Origin of the sequence: Cryobacterium psychrotolerans (assembly GCF_900101115.1) — a bacterium.
In the GTDB taxonomy this organism is placed as follows: domain Bacteria; phylum Actinomycetota; class Actinomycetes; order Actinomycetales; family Microbacteriaceae; genus Cryobacterium; species Cryobacterium psychrotolerans.
This window is the reverse complement of the sequence record NZ_FNFU01000010.1, coordinates 40,199-56,082: the sequence shown is the minus strand read 5'-3', so window position 1 is coordinate 56,082 and position 15,884 is coordinate 40,199. Positions and strand designations below refer to the sequence as shown.

General features: G+C 70.0%; 15 protein-coding genes. 13 read left to right on the top strand and 2 right to left on the bottom strand.

Annotated features, from left to right (window positions below; all coding sequences use genetic code 11):
• The first annotated feature begins 91 nt into the window (after positions 1–91).
• From BLQ39_RS09910 to BLQ39_RS09880, 7 genes are all read left to right on the top strand, one after another.
• Positions 92–907, top strand: coding sequence for a PP2C family protein-serine/threonine phosphatase (locus tag BLQ39_RS09910; protein WP_256332737.1), 816 nt, complete (start codon positions 92–94; stop codon positions 905–907).
• A gap of 145 nt (positions 908–1,052) precedes the next feature.
• Positions 1,053–2,534: a 3-isopropylmalate dehydratase large subunit gene (gene leuC, locus BLQ39_RS09905; protein ID WP_092323659.1), complete on the top strand. Its 1,482-nt coding sequence runs from the start codon at positions 1,053–1,055 to the stop codon at positions 2,532–2,534.
• A gap of 2 nt (positions 2,535–2,536) precedes the next feature.
• Positions 2,537–3,163: a 3-isopropylmalate dehydratase small subunit gene (gene leuD, locus BLQ39_RS09900; RefSeq protein ID WP_092323658.1), complete on the top strand. Its 627-nt coding sequence runs from the start codon at positions 2,537–2,539 to the stop codon at positions 3,161–3,163.
• A gap of 3 nt (positions 3,164–3,166) precedes the next feature.
• Positions 3,167–4,534 carry a UDP-N-acetylglucosamine 1-carboxyvinyltransferase gene (murA, locus tag BLQ39_RS09895; RefSeq protein ID WP_092323656.1) on the top strand — a complete coding sequence of 456 codons (1,368 nt, stop codon included), beginning with the start codon at positions 3,167–3,169 and terminating at the stop codon, positions 4,532–4,534.
• Positions 4,535–4,601: 67 nt separating this feature from the next.
• Entirely contained in the window at positions 4,602–5,366 is a 765-nt protein-coding gene (locus tag BLQ39_RS09890) for a lysophospholipid acyltransferase family protein (protein ID WP_092323655.1), read from the top strand.
• Positions 5,356–6,483, top strand: a complete 1,128-nt coding sequence (locus tag BLQ39_RS09885; RefSeq protein WP_092323653.1) for an NAD(P)H-dependent glycerol-3-phosphate dehydrogenase — start codon at positions 5,356–5,358, stop codon at positions 6,481–6,483. The genes BLQ39_RS09890 and BLQ39_RS09885 overlap by 11 nt, the downstream gene beginning before the upstream one ends.
• Positions 6,386–7,474, top strand: a complete 1,089-nt coding sequence (locus BLQ39_RS09880; protein ID WP_092323652.1) for a D-alanine--D-alanine ligase family protein — start codon at positions 6,386–6,388, stop codon at positions 7,472–7,474. Before BLQ39_RS09885 ends, BLQ39_RS09880 begins: the two co-directional genes overlap by 98 nt.
• 71 nt (positions 7,475–7,545) lie before the next feature.
• Here BLQ39_RS09880 and BLQ39_RS09875 read toward each other — a convergent pair whose 3' ends face one another.
• Positions 7,546–8,040 carry a DUF3515 family protein gene (locus BLQ39_RS09875; protein WP_092323650.1) on the bottom strand — a complete coding sequence of 165 codons (495 nt, stop codon included), beginning with the start codon at positions 8,038–8,040 and terminating at the stop codon, positions 7,546–7,548.
• Between the two features lie 23 nt (positions 8,041–8,063).
• Between BLQ39_RS09875 and thiL the strand changes: the two genes are divergently transcribed.
• Positions 8,064–9,107, top strand: coding sequence for a thiamine-phosphate kinase (thiL, locus tag BLQ39_RS09870; protein ID WP_092323649.1), 1,044 nt, complete (start codon positions 8,064–8,066; stop codon positions 9,105–9,107).
• 95 nt (positions 9,108–9,202) lie between these two features.
• Here thiL and rsmD read toward each other — a convergent pair whose 3' ends face one another.
• Positions 9,203–9,775, bottom strand: a complete 573-nt coding sequence (gene rsmD, locus BLQ39_RS09865; RefSeq protein ID WP_092323647.1) for a 16S rRNA (guanine(966)-N(2))-methyltransferase RsmD — start codon at positions 9,773–9,775, stop codon at positions 9,203–9,205.
• A 63-nt stretch (positions 9,776–9,838) separates the two neighbouring features.
• Between rsmD and BLQ39_RS09860 the strand changes: the two genes are divergently transcribed.
• The 5 genes from BLQ39_RS09860 to BLQ39_RS09840 all read left to right on the top strand — a co-directional run bounded on the left by BLQ39_RS09860 (position 9,839) and on the right by BLQ39_RS09840 (position 15,836).
• Complete coding sequence (locus tag BLQ39_RS09860) at positions 9,839–10,588, top strand: tetratricopeptide repeat protein (protein ID WP_134575117.1); 750 nt, start codon at positions 9,839–9,841, stop codon at positions 10,586–10,588.
• Positions 10,589–10,613: 25 nt separating this feature from the next.
• Positions 10,614–12,866, top strand: coding sequence for an ATP-dependent DNA helicase RecG (locus tag BLQ39_RS09855; RefSeq protein ID WP_092323645.1), 2,253 nt, complete (start codon positions 10,614–10,616; stop codon positions 12,864–12,866).
• A gap of 65 nt (positions 12,867–12,931) precedes the next feature.
• Complete coding sequence (coaD, locus tag BLQ39_RS09850) at positions 12,932–13,420, top strand: pantetheine-phosphate adenylyltransferase (RefSeq protein WP_092323644.1); 489 nt, start codon at positions 12,932–12,934, stop codon at positions 13,418–13,420.
• Positions 13,417–14,457, top strand: coding sequence for an AAA family ATPase (locus BLQ39_RS09845; protein ID WP_092323642.1), 1,041 nt, complete (start codon positions 13,417–13,419; stop codon positions 14,455–14,457). The genes coaD and BLQ39_RS09845 overlap by 4 nt, the downstream gene beginning before the upstream one ends.
• 5 nt (positions 14,458–14,462) lie before the next feature.
• Positions 14,463–15,836: a DUF58 domain-containing protein gene (locus tag BLQ39_RS09840; protein WP_134575115.1), complete on the top strand. Its 1,374-nt coding sequence runs from the start codon at positions 14,463–14,465 to the stop codon at positions 15,834–15,836.
• Positions 15,837–15,884 lie beyond the last annotated feature (48 nt).

Here is a 15,884-nt window from a genome sequence, read left to right as displayed (position 1 = left end):
AACTCTTGATACGGTGGGACATTCGCGCCCCCGCCAGGGGCCGCGGGACCTGACCGGAGGACCCGTGACGAACGCTGGGGTAGACGTGGTTGTGAATGGCGAGAGCGTGCTCATGCTTCCCACCGGGGTTGTCCGGTTGGTGTTCAGCGCCCGGTCGGACGTCGGCTCGGTGCGCGCGGTCAACGAGGACAGTGTCATGGCACAGTGCCCGGTCTTCCTCGTCGCCGACGGGATGGGCGGCCACGCCCGCGGGGACCTCGCCAGCCAGACGGTCATCCGGGTGTTCGACGAACACATCGAAGCGGATGTCCCCTCGACCCCTGAGCGCATCCTCGACGCCATCCACTCGTCCAATGACGCCGTGCGCGACCTCAGCGCCGTCGACGATATCGGCGCGGCCGTCTCGGGAACGACCCTGGCCGGGGTGGCGTTCGTCGACGCGGGGGAGAACGAGGGATTCCATTGGATGGCGTTCAACGTCGGCGACTCCCGCATCTACACCTGGGACGGATCCGCGCTCGAGCAGCTGAGCGTCGACCATTCCGCCGTGCAGGAGATGGTCGACGCCGGGCTGATCACCGCCGAGGCCGCCGAGAAGCACCCGGAGCGCAATGTGATCACCCGGGCCATCGGCGCCGACGAGTTCGTCGACACCGACGTGTGGCTGCTGTCCGCGACCGGCAGGCAGGCCTTCCTGGTCTGCTCCGACGGGCTCACCAAGGAACTCGACTCCGACGACATCACCCGGGTGCTCGCGGCCCACACCGACGCGGCCGAGGGCCGGGGGAATGTCGCCGACGCCCTCGTCGACGAGGCCATTGCCCGCGGGGGGCGTGACAACATCACCGTCGTGTTCGTCGAGTCGCTGCTCGGGCCGCCGCCCGGCGACGGGACGCATTCCGCCTGAGTGGACGACAGGTCGAGGTGTTAGCCTGAATGGATGCTTACCGGTCTGCTTCTTCTTCCTTGCCGCGACGGGTCCCAGTTCTGAGGCCACGCCCGTCGCGGAGTCCGTTGTCGGCTGTTCCCCATTCCCAGGAAGACGCACACTCATGAGCAACGCAGCAATCACGGGCGAACGCCCACGCACCCTGGCCGAAAAGGTCTGGGACAAACACCTCGTCGCCCGGGGTGAAGACGGCACGCCCGACCTCATCTACATCGACCTGCACCTCGTGCACGAGGTCACCAGCCCGCAGGCCTTCGACGGACTGCGCGTGGCCGGGCGGCCCCTGCGGCGCCCCGACCTCACGATCGCGACCGAGGACCACAACACCCCGACGCTGCACATCGACCGGCCCATCTCCGACGTCACCAGCCGCACGCAGATCGAAACGCTGCGGCGAAACTGCGCCGAATTCGGCGTGCGGCTGCACTCGCTCGGCGACATCGAGCAGGGCATCGTTCACGTCGTCGGCCCGCAGCTCGGGCTGACCCAGCCGGGCATCACCGTCGTCTGCGGCGACTCCCACACCTCCACCCACGGGGCGTTTGGGGCCATGGCGTTCGGCATCGGCACGAGCGAGGTGGAGCACGTCATGGCCACCCAGACGCTTCCGCTGAAGCCGTTCAAGACCATGGCCATCACCGTGGACGGCGCCCTGCGCCCCGGCGTCAGCGCGAAGGACATCATCCTCGCGGTGATCGCGAAGATCGGCACCGGCGGCGGACAGGGCTACGTGCTCGAGTTCCGCGGGAGCGCCATCCGCTCCCTCTCCATGGAGGGCCGGATGACGATCTGCAACATGTCGATCGAGGCCGGCGCCCGCGCGGGCATGATCGCGCCGGATGCGACCACCTACGACTACCTCGAGGGCCGCGCCCACGCGCCCCGCGGCCAGGACTGGGTCGACGCCGTGGCGTACTGGGAAACCCTCGCGACCGACGACGGCGCCGTGTTCGACGCCGAGGTCGTGCTCGACGCCGACGCGCTCGAGCCGTTCGTCACCTGGGGCACCAACCCCGGCCAGGGCGTTTCGCTCAGCGACACCGTGCCCGACCCCTCCGCCATCAGCGACGCCAACGAGCGCGCGGCGGCCGAGCGCGCACTCGAATACATGGATCTCGCCGCGGGCACGCCGATGAAGCAGATCCGGGTCGACACCGTCTTCCTGGGATCCTGCACGAACAGCCGGGTCGAGGACCTGCGTGCCGCCGCCGAGATCATCAAGGGTCACTCTGTCGCCGACGGCGTCCGGATGCTCGTAGTGCCGGGCTCCGCTCGCGTGCGAATCGAGGCCGAGGCCGAGGGCCTCGACAAGATCTTCACCGACTTCGGCGCGGAGTGGCGTTTCGCCGGCTGCTCGATGTGCCTCGGCATGAACCCCGACCAGCTCGCCCCGGGGGAGCGCTGCGCGTCGACCAGCAACCGCAACTTCGAGGGCCGGCAGGGCAAGGGCGGACGCACCCACCTGGTCTCCCCGCTCGTTGCCGCCGCCACCGCCATCCGCGGCACCCTGTCGAGCCCGTGGGACCTGGCCGCTGACCTGGCCGCAGGCGCGACCTCGAACACGACCGCGAACGGAGAGAAGTAACCATGCAGAAGTTCACCACCGTCACCGGGATCGCCGTTCCCCTGCGCCGCTCCAACGTCGACACCGACCAGATCATCCCCGCCGTCTACCTGAAGCGGGTGACGAAGACCGGGTTCGAGGACGCGCTGTTCGCGGCCTGGCGCCAGGACCCCGACTTCGTGCTCAACAAACCGGCCTACCGCGGAGCCCGCGTGCTCGTCGCCGGGGCCGACTTCGGCACCGGTTCCTCCCGCGAACACGCCGTCTGGGCGCTCCGCGACTACGGTTTCGACGTCGTACTGAGCCCCCGCTTCGGCGACATCTTCCGTGGCAACTCCGGCAAGCAGGGCCTGCTCGCCGGGGAGATCTCCGAGGCGGACGCCGAGACGCTCTGGGCCGTGCTGGAGTCCGACCCGGGGCTTGAACTGACCGTCGACCTGGTCGACCGCACGGTGCGGGTCGGCGACCTCACAGTCTCGTTCGAGATCGATGATTACACTAGATGGCGGCTCCTCGAAGGCCTTGACGACATCGGATTGACTCTGCGCGACGAGGCGCGGATCACGGAATTCGAATCGACGCGGGAGGCCTGGCTTCCCCGCACCCTCCCCGCACTTTCTTCCCCCGAACTCTCCCCGCAAGGCAGGTAATACGTGAGCACACTCATCCAGGACGCGCAGAACCACGGCGCAGCCGTCGGCCTCAAGGGCGACCGCATCACCATCCGTGGCGGCATCCCGCTCGTGGGCCGGATCGAACTGAAGGGCGCGAAGAACCTGGTCACCAAGGCCATGGTGGCCGCGCTCCTGGGCGAAAGCCCCAGCGTGCTCAAGAACGTGCCGAACATCAGCGATGTGCGCATCGTTCGCGGCCTGCTCGAGGTGCACGGCGTCAAAGTCTCAGAGGGCGAAGAAGAGGGCGAACTGCTCCTCGACCCCGTCGACGTCGAGAGCGCGCACTTCGCCGCCATCGACGCGCATGCCGGGTCGTCGCGCATCCCCATCCTGTTCTGTGGCCCGCTGCTGCACCGCCTCGGCGAAGCATTCATTCCCGACCTCGGCGGCTGCCGGATCGGCGACCGGCCGATCGACTTCCACCTCGACGTGCTGCGCAAGTTCGGCGCCGTCGTCGAGAAGCAGGAGAGCGGCATCCGGATGTCCGCTCCCAACGGCCTGAAGGGCGCCAAGGTCGAGCTGCCCTACCCGAGCGTCGGAGCGACCGAGCAGGTGCTCCTGACCGCTGTTCGCGCGGAGGGCATCACCGAACTCAAGGGTGCGGCCATCGAGCCGGAGATCATGGATCTCATCAACATCCTGCAGAAGATGGGCGCGATCATCACGGTCGACACCGACCGGGTCATCCGGATCGAGGGCGTCAAACGCCTCGAGGGGTTCAACCACCGTGCCCTGTTCGACCGGAACGAGGCGGCCAGCTGGGCCGCCGCGGCCCTCGCCACCGACGGCGACATCTTCGTCGGCGGCGCCCGCCAGCCCGAAATGCTCACCTTCCTCAACGTCTTCCGCAAGGTCGGCGGCGCCTTCGACATCCACGACGACGGCATCCGCTTCTACCACCCGGGCGGCGACCTCAAGCCCGTGGTGATCGAAACGGATGTGCACCCCGGCTTCATGACCGACTGGCAGCAGCCGCTCGTGATCGCCCTGACCAAGGCCAGGGGAACCTCGATCGTGCACGAGACCGTCTACGAGCAGCGGTTCGGCTTCGTCGACGCGCTGATCGAGATGGGCGCCACGATCCAGATCCACAAGGAGTGCCTGGGCGGGCATCCGTGCCGTTTCGGCCAGCGAAACTTCAACCACTCGGCCGTCATCACCGGTCCGACGAAGCTGCACGGCGCCGACATCGAGGTGCCCGACCTCCGCGGCGGCTTCAGCCACCTGATCGCCGCGCTCAGCGCCGACGGCACCTCCACCGTGAGCAACGTCGGAATCATCAGCCGCGGCTACGAGAACTTCATCACCAAGCTCCAATTGCTCGGAGCGGACTTCGATCTCGAGTGATTCGACGTCGAGCGATTCGCACGTCGACGCCGGGGGAGACAGGGATAATAGGGACGTGCCGCAGCCGATGACGCCTGACCATAATTCCCGAACCCGTTCGGAGAAGAGTCGACCGTCGTTCTTCTGGCTCCTGGCCGCCCTGATCCTGCCGATCATGAACCTGGCGGCCCGCTACCGGATCGTCGACGCACAGAAGTTTCCACGCTCCGGAGCGTTCGTGCTCGCGCCGAACCACTACACCGAGATCGACCCGGTCGTCATGGGCGTCGTGTCCTGGAAGCTGGGCCGGCTGCCCCGGTTCCTGGCCAAGGCATCCGTGTTCACGATCCCCGTGGCCGGCTGGATCCTGCGGAAGTCGGGTCAGATCCCGGTCGAGCGCGGTGGGTCGATCAGGGGGAGCGAGCCCGTGAAGGCCGCACAGCGACTGGTCGCCAACGGCCAGATGGTCGTCGTCTACCCGGAGGGATCGCTCACCCGGGACCCCGACCTCTGGCCCATGCGCGGCAAGACCGGGGCCGTGCGCATCGCCCTCGAGCATGACATCCCGATCATTCCGGCCGCCCACTGGGGCGCGCAAGAGATCATGGGGCGCTACTCCAAGAAGATCAGTCTCTTCCCCCGCAAGACCGTGTCCGTCAAGATCGGCGACCCGGTCGACCTCGACCGTTTCCGCGGCCGCCCCCTCGACTCGGCCACGCTGAACGAAGCAACCGCCGTCGTCATGGACGCCATCACCCGTTTGCTCGAAGACCTCCGCGGGGAGAAGGCGCCGAACACGCGCTGGAACCCGTCCGAGCACGACCAGAAAGAGACCGGCCGTTTTGAAGCCTAAGGTTCAGCCAGGCAAACGTGTTGCCGTTCTCGGTGCCGGAAGTTGGGGCACCACGTTCGCGAAGATCCTCGCCGACGGCGGCGCCGACGTCATGCTGTGGGCCCGGCGGCCCGAGCTGGCCCGGGAGATCTCGGAGGGGCGCCGCAACAGCGACTACCTGCCGGGAATCAACCTGCCCGTCGGCCTCCGCGCCACATCAAGGCTCGACCTGGCCCTCCTCGGCGCCGAGCAGGTCTTCGTCTCCGTGCCGAGCCAGTCGCTGCGCGAAAACCTGATCCAGGCCCAGCCCTACATCTCCGAAGACGCCATCGTCGTCTCGCTGATGAAGGGCGTCGAACGATCCTCCGGGATGCGGATGAGCACCGTGATCGAGCAGGTCCTGCAGATCGACCCCGCCCGCATCGCCGCGATTTCCGGCCCGAACCTGGCCCTCGAGATCGCCAAGGAGCAGCCGACCGCCGCGGTGGTCTCCTCGGCCAGCCTCGAAACGGCCCAGGCCGTGGCCGTGCTCGCCACCACCCGCTACTTCCGCTCCTACGTGAACACGGATGTCATCGGCACCGAGTTCGGCGGCGTGCTGAAGAACCTGATCGCCCTGGCCATCGGCATCGTCGACGGGGTCGGCTACGGCGAGAACACGAAGGCCGCGATCATCACCCGCGGTCTCGTCGAGATGACCGATTTCTCGGTCGCCTACGGCGCGCATCCGGAAACCCTGGCCGGCCTGGCGGGCCTCGGCGACCTCATCGCCACCTGCCAGTCGCCCCTCTCCCGCAACAACACCGCCGGGCGGCTCCTGGGCCAGGGCTACAGCTACAACGACGTCGTCAAGCAGATGCAGCAGACCACGGAAGGTCTTGCCTCGGTGGGGCCGATCCTCGAACTGGCCAGGGCCAGGGGCGTCGAGATGCCCATCGTGGAGCAGGTGCGCCAGGTGCTGGCCGGTACGCTGAAGCCTCGGGATCTTGCGCCCCACCTGACCACAGACTCAGACGAACCGCAGGGCGAAAGGACGACGGATGACGGACAAGCTCACGGTGGCGCTGCTCTTTGGGGGGCGGTCAAGCGAACATTCGATCAGTTGCGCCACAGCGGGCGGGGTCCTGGCGGCAATTGACCCGGACCGCTACACGGTCATCCCGATCGGGATCACCCCCGACGGTGCCTTCGTGCTCGAAGTCAACGACCCGGACCGGTTCCGCCTGAATGCCGATGCGCTGCCCACGGTCGTCGACAACGGCACCCGGGTGCGCTGGCCGGACAGCACCAAGAGCCGCGAACTGACCGTCACCGACGCGAGCGGCACCCGGTCCCTCGGCACGGTCGACCTGGTCTTCCCGATCCTGCACGGCCCGTTCGGCGAGGACGGCACGGTGCAGGGGATGCTCGAACTGGTCGGCCTGCCCTACGTCGGCTCCGGCGTGCTCGCCTCCGCGCTCGGCATGGACAAGCACTTCACCAAGACGGTGCTGCAGCATGCGGCGCTCCCCGTCGCCCCGTGGCGCACGATCACGGCGGAGGACTGGGCCGAGGCCCCCGGCATGGCGTACGCCGCCCTCGCCGGGGTCGGCTTCCCCGCCTTCGTCAAGCCGGCCCGGGCCGGCTCCAGCGTCGGCGTGAGCAAGGTCACGACGTCGGAGCAGCTCGCCGACGCGATGGCGGTGGCCCTGGCCGAGGACAGCAAGGTGCTGATCGAGGCCGGCCTGGTGGGCCGCGAACTCGAGATCGCGGTGCTGCAGGGCCGTCCGGGGGAGCCGACTCGGGCATCCGTCGCCGGCGAGGTAATCGTCAGCGGACGCGACTTCTACGACTTCGACGCCAAGTACCGGGGCGCGCCCGGGATCGACCTCGTCTGCCCGGCGGCGCTCACCGAGGACGAGCTGGCCGTCATGCGCGGGCTTGCGATCAGGGCCTTCGACGCCATCGACGCGGCCGGCCTCGCCCGGGTGGACTTCTTCCTCACCGCGGCGGGCTGGGTGATCAACGAGATCAACACGATGCCGGGCTTCACCCCGATCTCGATGTTCCCGAGCTGCTGGCTGGCCAGCGGTTACACCTACCCTCAGCTCATCGACGAGCTCATCGAGGTCGCTCTCTCCCGCCGCTGACCCCCCGCGAAACCGCAATTGTGCACGTTATGAGCGCCGTTTAGCGCGCACAACTGCAGTTTCGCGGGGGGTCAGGGCGCGGGCGGGAGGTTCACGTCTTCGGCGCCGACGCACGCGCCGGTCGCGGGGATGGTGGATACGGCGCGGGACAGGTCCACCAGGACCGTCGAGCCGCTCACCTTTTCCGAGTCGACGACGAGCTCGGTCGCCGGGTCGCGACCGAAGGTCGTGTAGCGGTAGAGCGGTGCCTCCGAGTCGTCCTCGATCCAGTCGATGCCGTTGATGTTGACGCAGGGCAGGGTCGTCGGGCCGGGCACCTCCACGCCGCAGTGCAACAGGATGGCGGCCGGGTCGCCCCACGCCCCGGTGGCCTGCGCGTTCGTCTCGCGATCCGGCTGGTCGGCCACCGTCGACGGCAGGCGCACGATCAGGTCCGCGCAGCTCGGGTTCACGGCATCCGCGGCGGGTTCGAGCGGAACGATCGCGACGCAGCCGGTGAGCGCAACGGTGGCCGCAAGGAGGGCGCCGACGGCCGCGATGCGCAGCGCCGGGAATCTGGAAGTCATCGCATTCAGGCTACCGTTTGAGCATGACGAATGCTGCGGGCTCGAAGGCGACCACGACCGAGACGCTCGCCGGGCTGAGCGAGGGAGAGGTGCTCGCCCGCATCTTCCCCCGGCTACCGGCCGCCGCCGCCGCCCTGCTCGGCCCGGGCGACGACGCCGCCGTGATTGCAGCCCCCGACGGGCGCTACGTGGTGACGACGGACATGATGATCCACGGGCCCGACTTCCGACTGGCCTGGTCGACGCCGCACGATCTGGGCTGGAAGGCCGCGGCGACGAACCTGTCGGATGTCGCCGCCATGGGCGCCAGGCCCACCGCCCTCGTCGTCGCCATCGCCGCGCCGCCGCACACCCCGATCACGGTGCTCGAGGGCATCGCGGACGGCCTGCGGGACTGCTGCGAGGCGCTGGCGCCCGGCTGCGGCGTGGTCGGCGGCGACCTGTCGGCCTCCGACGTGCTGACGATCGCTGTGACGGCGTTCGGCGATCTGGAGGGTCGCGCGCCCGTGCTGCGGTCCGGCGCGCGCCCCGGCGACGTGGTCGCGCTCGCGGGCGGCCTCGGACAGGCGGGCGCGGGCCTCGAACTGCTCTTCCAGCGTGCCGTCGACGCGCAGGGCAACCCGAACGCGGAGCTCGCCGCCGCACTCCGGGAAACGCACCCCGACGTGCTCGCCGCCCAGTTCACGCCCGTGCCGCCGCTCGAGGCCGGTCCGGCCGCGGCCCGCGCCGGGGCGACGGCCATGCTCGACGTGTCCGACGGCCTCGCCCTCGACGGCGGACGCCTGGCCAGAGCCAGCGGCGTGGCCATCGACTTCGATTCCGCGGCCCTGGGCGACCGGATCGAACTCGCTCTGGGCGGCGGCGAAGACCACGGCCTGCTCGCCACCTTCCCGCCGGACGTGATGCTCCCCGACGGCTTCCGCGCCCTCGGCGTCGTCACCGCTGCGCCCGCCACAGGCGCAGGGGCCGGCGCAGGGAGTGTTGCCGGCGCCATCCTCGTCGACGGTGTTCCGCACACCCAGAACGGCTGGGACCCCTACCGAGGCTGGGACGGCGCCGCCGGCTAGCTCCTTCCCCTGCCCCTTCACCCTCCCGCGAAACCGCAGTTGTGCGCGCTAAACGGCACGCATAACGCGCACAACTGCGGTTTCGCGGGGGGAGGTCAGGGGGCGACGGGGGAGGCCGTCCAGACGGTGGTGTCGCCGTAGTCCTTGCGGCGCTCGAGCCTCAGGCCGGGGCCCCAGTCGGGTTCGGGCGACCGGGAGCTCCGCTCCACGATGACCAGCGCATCCGGATCGAGCAGCGGGGCCAGAGCGGCGAGGTTGCCGGCGAGCTCGGCGTCCGTGAGGTCGTACGGCGGGTCGAGGAAGACGAGGTCGAAACCGTCGGGGGTACCGGCCAGGAACGACTGAACCGCCTGCCCGACCACGCGAATCCGTGGGGCATCGCGTTTGGGCGCTGCCCGCAGCACCGCCTCGGTGTTCTTCTTGCACAGTTGAGCCGCGCTGAAGCTATTCTCGACCAGCGTCACGATTCGCCCGCCGCGACTGGCAGCCTCGAGTCCGAGGGCCCCGGATCCGGCATACAGGTCCAGAACGCGGGCACCGCGCACCGCGTCGCGGGCGTCGAGCGCCGAGAAGATCGCCTCGCGCACCCGGTCGCTGGTGGGCCGGGTGCCGGCCTTCGGAACGGCCAGGGTCAGAGAGCCGGCAAACCCGGCGACAATTCGCGTCATCTCCTCTCGAGCCTATCGTTCGGGGTGCTGGTGAGGGGGTCGAGGTGATGTCAGGATGGATGGATGACCGTCTCCTCGCCGATCAGCCAGACCCTGCTCGATGCGCTCTGGGACTTCCACGACCCCGCAGCGTCGGCCGAGCGCTTCCGCCGCGCCGAAGCGGACGCCGCGCACGACGACGACGCGAGGGCGGAGCTGCAGACCCAGCTGGCGCGCGCCCTGGGGCTGCAGGGGAGCTTCGACGAGGGCCACGCCGTGCTCGACGACATAGACATACAGTCGCCCTCCGGCCGCGTGCGGGCCCGCGCCGCACTGGAGCGCGGCCGGCTGTACCGGTCGGCCGGGGAGCAGGAGCAGGCCGTGCCGCTGTTCACCCTCGCCGCGCGGGAGGCTGCATCCGCCGGCGCGCAGTTCATCGCCCTCGACGCCCTGCACATGCTTGCCGTGTCCGACTCCGGGCACGAGGAAGAGTGGACGATCGAGGGGCTGCTCGTGCTGGACAAGGCGACGGATGACCGCACCCGCCGCTGGGGCGTCGCCCTGCACAACAACCTCGCCTGGTACCTGCACGACTCCGGCCGGCCGGAGGAGGCCCTCGGGGAGTTCGAACTGGCGCTCACCGTCGCGACCGATGTCGGCACACCGGAGCAGCGTTTCATCGGGCGGTGGGGCGTGGCCCGGTGCCTCCGCACCCTCGGCCGACGCGACGAGGCGCTCGCCATCCAGCAGGAGCTCGCCGCCGAGCGTCCGGACGAAAAGTTCGTCCAGGCCGAACTCGCCCAGCTGGCCGAGGTTGACGATCACCAGAGATGACGGGCCCCCCGCCTACGATCGAAGTATGACCGGATCGGGCGCAGACGCAGGCATCGACGGTGCCGATGCGCGCGATGCCGATGCGCGCACCGATGCCGTCACCCTGGACAGCAAACTGCAGAACGTGCTCGGCGGGCGCACCGCCACCGCGCTGGCGAAGGCGTTCGGCGTCGCCACCGTCGGCGACCTGCTCAGCCACTACCCGCGTCGCTACGCCCGCCGCGGCGAACTCACCGCGCTCAGCCAGCTTCCCGTCGACGAGAACGTCACGATCGTCGCCGAGGTCCTCGAGGTGCGTGAACGCAGCATGAAGGCGCGCCGCGGATCGATCCTCGAGGTCAAGATCTCCGACGGCAAGGGCATCCTCACCCTCACCTTCTTCAACCAGGCCTGGCGCTCCCGGGAACTGTCGCCCGGCGTGCGCGGCATCTTCGCCGGCAAGGTCTCCGACTACCGGGGCAACCTGCAGCTGGCGCACCCCGACTACCAGCTCTTCGACGCCGAATCGGATGCCGCGCCCCTGGATGCGACCGCCGCCAGGCGCTGGGCGGAAGCACCGATCCCGATCTACCCCGCCACCGGCACGGTCGCGAGCTGGCAGGTGCAGAAGTCGATCGAGATCCTCCTGGACAGCCTGGGCGCGGTGCCCGACCCGATTCCCGACGACCTGCGCACGGAGCGCGGGCTCCTGGCGCACGGCTCCGCGCTCGAGAAGATCCACCGCCCGGAGTCGGACACGGACTGGGACGCGGCCAGGGACACCCTGCGCTTCACCGAGGCGTTCGTGCTGCAGTGTGCCCTGGTGCAGCAGCACACCGTGCTGCGCGAGCGGCACACTACGCCCCGGGTCCCCGTTCCCGGCGGCTTCCTCGAACGCTTCGACGCCGCGCTGCCGTTCCGGCTCACCGCCGACCAGAACACCGTCGGCTCCGAGATCGCCCGCGACATCGCGCAGGGCTCCCCGATGAACCGGCTCGTGCAGGGCGAGGTCGGCTCCGGCAAGACCGTCGTCGCCCTCCGGGCCATGCTCGCCGTCGCCGACAGCGGCGGCCAGGCCGCGCTCCTCGCCCCGACCGAGGTGCTCGCCGGGCAGCACCTCCGCTCGATCGTGGCCACCCTCGGGCCCGACCTCGCCGCGGAGCTCATGCCCGTGCTGCTGACCGGGCAGCTGCCGGTCGCCGACCGCCGCCGCGCCCTGCTGCGGATGGTCTCCGGCCAGGCCCGGATCGTGATCGGCACGCACGCGCTGCTGGGCGAATCCGTCTCCTTCTTCGACCTCGGCCTCGTCGTCGTCGACGAGCAGCACCGGTTCGGGGTGGACCAGCGCGAGGCGCTGCGCCTCAAGGGCGCCATCCCGCCGCATGTGCTCGTGCTCACCGCCACCCCGATTCCGCGCACGATCGCGATGACCGTCTTCGGCGACCTGGATGTCAGCACGATCGCCATGCTCCCGGCCGGCCGTGCCGGCATCGAGAGCTTTGTCGTGCCGCTGGCCGACAAACCGAACTGGGCGCTGCGGGTGTGGGACCGGCTCGCCGAGGAACTCGCGCTCGGCCGCCAGGCGTTCGTCGTCTGCCCCGCGATCGCGCCGAAGGAGCCCGAGCAGGGCGAAACGATCGAGGGCGCGACGATCGGTCCCGGTGCCGCGGCCGCGGATGCCGGCGCGCCGACGTCGGTGGAGGTCCTGCTCGAGGAGCTGAAGCGCAAACCCGCCCTCGCGTCGGCCCGGATTGCCCCGCTGCACGGCCGCATGACGAGCGAACTGAAAGACCAGACCATGCGCGCGTTCGCCGCCGGGGAGATCGACGTGCTCGTCGCGACGACCGTGATCGAGGTCGGCGTCGACGTCGCGAACGCGTCGGCCATGGTGGTGATGGATGCCGACCGGTTCGGCGTATCGCAACTGCACCAGCTGCGCGGGCGCGTGGGCCGGGGCGAGGTTCCCGGGCTCTGCCTGCTGGTCACGTCGGCGGAGGCCGGGTCGCTGGCGCGCGAGCGCGTCGAGGCCGTCGCGGCCACCCTCGACGGGTTCGAACTGGCCCAGGTCGACCTGGAGCTTCGCCAGGAGGGTGACGTGCTCGGCAGCATCCAGTCCGGCGGTCGGTCGTCGCTGCGTCTGCTGCGCGTCGCCACCGACGGCGACATCATCGCCGAGGCCCGCGCCCGCGCGCAGCGCCTCATCGGCGGCGACCCGGCACTGCGGAGCGTCCCGGCCCTGCAGGAGGCGGTCCGGCGCAGGCTCGACGACTCCGAGCGGGCCTCTCTGAGCAAGGGCTGAGAGGTCGGCTTTGAGCTTGCCGGTATCGGCTGCGCCGGGCACGCCGTGGCGCTAGGGTGATTTGTATGCGCAGGATCGCCGTCGTCCCTGGATCATTCGACCCCGTCACGCTCGGTCACCTCGACGTGATTGAGCGGGCCGCCGGGCTCTTCGACGAGCTCCACGTGCTCGTCGTGCACAACCCGGCCAAATCGGCCCTGCTGCCGATCGCCCAGCGCGTCTCACTGCTCGACCAGTCGATCCGCGACATCGGCCTGCAGGGCAACGTCATCGTGTCGTCCTGGAGCGTCGGCCTGCTCGTCGACTACTGCGTCGAGGTCGGGGCCAGCGTGCTGGTCAAGGGCATCCGGTCGCAGATCGACGTGGCCTACGAAACGCCGATGGCGATCGTCAACCGAAACCTCGCCGCCGTGGAGACCATCTTCATGCTCCCCGACCCCGCCCACGCGCACGTCTCGAGCTCGCTGGTCCGCCAGGTGGCCGGGCTCGGCGGGGATATCTCCCCGTACGTCCCGCCGGCCGTGGCCTCCTACCTCCAGAGGTCGATGGTATGAGCCCGTTCCCGACCGGACTGCCGACGGATTCCACCGTCGCGCCGGTCGAGCGTGGGGCAGCGGTGACGTTCGCGGACGTGGCGAACGCGGGCCGCGCGATCATCCGCAACGTCGAAATGGTCATCGACGGCAAACACTCCGCTGTGCAGACGGCACTCACCGTGCTGCTGGCCGAGGGGCACCTTCTCATCGAAGACGTGCCGGGAGTCGGCAAGACCATGCTCGCTAAGGCGCTGGCCAGGTCGGTCGACTGCACGGTCAGCCGCATCCAGTTCACGCCGGACCTGCTCCCCTCCGATGTGACCGGGGTATCGGTGTTCAACCAGGCCGAGCGCCGGTTCGAATTCAAGCGGGGCGCCGTTTTCGCGAACATCGTGATCGGCGACGAGATCAACCGGGCCAGCCCGAAGACCCAGTCCGCGCTGCTCGAGTGCATGGAGGAGCGACAGGTCACCGTCGACGGGACCACATACCCGCTGGCGAGCCCGTTCACCGTTGTGGCCACCCAGAACCCGATCGAGATGGAGGGCACGTATGCCCTGCCGGAGGCGCAGCGCGACCGCTTCATGGCCCGCATCTCCATGGGCTACCCCGACATCGACTCCGAGCTGGCCATGCTCGATTCCCGGGACACCACGAGCCCGCTCTCGCTGATCAGGGCCGTCGTGTCCGGGGCGGAACTCCGGGCGATGATGACGACCGCGCGAAGCGTCTTCGCTTCCGGCGCGGTCAAGGAGTACGCCGTCAACCTCGTGCGCGCCACGCGCGAAGACCGCGACCTCCGGCTCGGTGCCAGCCCCCGGGCGACCCTCCAGCTCATCCGTGCGGCCAAGGCGCAGGCCGCCCTCCACGGGCGGGAGTACGTGCTGCCTGACGACATCGACTCCCTCGCCGTCGCCGTGCTCGGCCACCGACTGGTTCCCACCAGCCGGGCGCTCGGTCACCACCACCAGGACAGCGGCCCCCTCATCGAAGAGGTCGTCGCGCGGATCGTCGCAGCGACCCCGGTGCCGGTGGGTTCGCAGGCCAGACCCTAACCGTCATGTCCCGGCAGCGACGACGTGTCCGTCCGGTCTGGTTCCCGCGTCTCACCCGGCGCGGCGGGATGTTCCTCGCCGTCGGCGGCGCACTCTTCCTCAACGCTCTCGTGATCGACCGGCGCGACCTCCTGTTCGTCGCCTGCCTGCTCCTGGCCGTGCCCGTCGTCGCGCTGGTCTACGTCACCGTCCGGCCGGCCAGGGTGCAGCTCAGCCGCGCCATCCGACCGGTGATCGTGCCGGCCGGAAGCGACGCCGTCGTCGCGCTGCGCGTGCGCAACCTGTCCTCCCGGCCGGTCTCCGGATCCCGCTGGCGCGACACGGCGTCGGCGGGGATCACGGTGCCGGGCAGCGTCATGCTTCCGACGCTCGACCGCTACGAGGGCGGCCCGGACACCGGGGGAGACACCGCGAGGCTCGAATACACCCTCACGCCCCTGCGGCGGGGGGTCTACGACCTCGGACCGCTCATGCTCGGCCGCACCGACCCGTTCGACCTCGCGGTCAGCGAGCGGCCCGTCGGGGAGCCCCACGACCTCGTCGTCACGCCCCGGGTCACCCCGCTGCCCGGCAACGCCCGGTCGATCCGGAGCGGGGACGGTTCGATCCATGAGCTGGTCCGGCACATCAGCCCCAGCTCCGATGAACTCATCGCCCGCGAATACCGGCCGGGAGACCCGATGCGACGCGTGAACTGGCCGGCCACCGCCCGGCACGGCGAGATCATGGTGCGCCAGGAGGAACAGCGCAGCAACCCGGCCGCGCGCATCATCCTCGACACCACACTGAGCGGGCGGCCGGAGTACTCGGCGAGCCAGGCCGCGGCGCGCACGAGCCGCCAGGACCAGGCCTTCGAAATCGCCGTGGAACTCACGGCCTGCGTGGGCGTGCACCTGCTCGACGCGGGCTTTCGGGTCGAGCTGATCGAACTGGGGCCCAGCCAGCTGGCCCCGGCGGCCGCCGCGGGGCGGGGAGGGCTGCACGGAGACGCGCCCGGCTTCTTCAGTGCTCCCGGCGGCGACCGCCTGCTGCTCGAAGGCCTGGCGAACATCGCGCCGGTCCAGCGTGCCGCGGAACGCGGCGCTGAGGCCCAACGGGCGAGCTCACCGCGCGGCGACGCCTCTCGGGGGTTGGGCGGCCAGCTGCCGACCTTCGCCGTGCTCGTCGACATCGACGCCCAGGATTCCGCCGAGCTCGCCGCGATCCGGGGCCGCTGCGCCCCGGCGGTGGCCTTCGTCCTGGACACCATGAGCCGCGGCGCCCTCGAGCGCCTGCGCGACGCCGGGTGGCACTGCATCGGGCTGCGCAGCCACCGGGACATCCCGGGGGCCTGGGACCAGGCCCAGCAGGAACGGGGTGCCGTCCGTGACCAGGCTTGAGCGCCTCGGCGCTCGGACAAGCGGCGCTGTGACAAGCGGCGCTGTGAC

Excerpts from the sequence above, each read along its gene's own strand:
- rsmD (WP_092323647.1), bottom strand. The coding sequence starts at position 9,775 with ATGACGCGAATTGTCGCCGGGTTTGCCGGCTCTCTGACCCTGGCCGTT.
- BLQ39_RS09845 (WP_092323642.1), top strand. The coding sequence starts at position 13,417 with ATGAGCCCGTTCCCGACCGGACTGCCGACGGATTCCACCGTCGCGCCG.
- BLQ39_RS09890 (WP_092323655.1), top strand. The coding sequence starts at position 4,602 with ATGACGCCTGACCATAATTCCCGAACCCGTTCGGAGAAGAGTCGACCG.
- coaD (WP_092323644.1), top strand. The coding sequence starts at position 12,932 with ATGCGCAGGATCGCCGTCGTCCCTGGATCATTCGACCCCGTCACGCTC.
- leuD (WP_092323658.1), top strand. The coding sequence starts at position 2,537 with ATGCAGAAGTTCACCACCGTCACCGGGATCGCCGTTCCCCTGCGCCGC.
- BLQ39_RS09880 (WP_092323652.1), top strand. The coding sequence starts at position 6,386 with ATGACGGACAAGCTCACGGTGGCGCTGCTCTTTGGGGGGCGGTCAAGC.
- thiL (WP_092323649.1), top strand. The coding sequence starts at position 8,064 with ATGACGAATGCTGCGGGCTCGAAGGCGACCACGACCGAGACGCTCGCC.
- leuC (WP_092323659.1), top strand. The coding sequence starts at position 1,053 with ATGAGCAACGCAGCAATCACGGGCGAACGCCCACGCACCCTGGCCGAA.
- BLQ39_RS09875 (WP_092323650.1), bottom strand. The coding sequence starts at position 8,040 with ATGACTTCCAGATTCCCGGCGCTGCGCATCGCGGCCGTCGGCGCCCTC.
- BLQ39_RS09840 (WP_134575115.1), top strand. The coding sequence starts at position 14,463 with ATGTCCCGGCAGCGACGACGTGTCCGTCCGGTCTGGTTCCCGCGTCTC.
- BLQ39_RS09860 (WP_134575117.1), top strand. The coding sequence starts at position 9,839 with ATGACCGTCTCCTCGCCGATCAGCCAGACCCTGCTCGATGCGCTCTGG.
- BLQ39_RS09855 (WP_092323645.1), top strand. The coding sequence starts at position 10,614 with ATGACCGGATCGGGCGCAGACGCAGGCATCGACGGTGCCGATGCGCGC.